General features: G+C 47.9%; 3 tRNA genes. All 3 read right to left on the bottom strand.

Annotated features, from left to right (window positions below):
* Positions 1 to 7: 7 nt before the first annotated feature.
* Positions 8 to 83 (bottom strand) — tRNA-Val (locus CSGHG_RS19340).
* 5 nt (positions 84 to 88) lie between these two features.
* Positions 89 to 163: transfer RNA gene (locus CSGHG_RS19335), tRNA-Glu, on the bottom strand.
* A 19-nt stretch (positions 164 to 182) separates the two neighbouring features.
* Positions 183 to 257: transfer RNA gene (locus CSGHG_RS19330), tRNA-Thr, on the bottom strand.
* Positions 258 to 267 lie beyond the last annotated feature (10 nt).

Genomic DNA, 267 nt, shown 5'->3' with positions numbered 1-267 from the left:
AGATTTTTGGTGGTCACAACAGGGTTCGAACCTGTGACCCTCTGCTTGTAAGGCAGATGCTCTCCCAGCTGAGCTATGCGACCAAATATGGTGACTCCTAGGGGAATCGAACCCCTGTTACCACCGTGAAAGGGTGGTGTCTTAACCGCTTGACCAAGGAGCCTTATTATGTTTTAAAAAAATGGAGCTGGCAATAGGAATCGAACCTACAACCTGCTGATTACAAGTCAGCTGCTCTACCGTTGAGCCATGCCAGCAAAATTATGG

It is taken from the genome of Clostridium senegalense JC122, assembly GCF_000285575.1.
Classification (GTDB): domain Bacteria; phylum Bacillota; class Clostridia; order Clostridiales; family Clostridiaceae; genus Clostridium_J; species Clostridium_J senegalense.
Note: the sequence above shows the minus strand (reverse complement) of the source record. Positions and strands in the feature narration are given on the sequence as shown.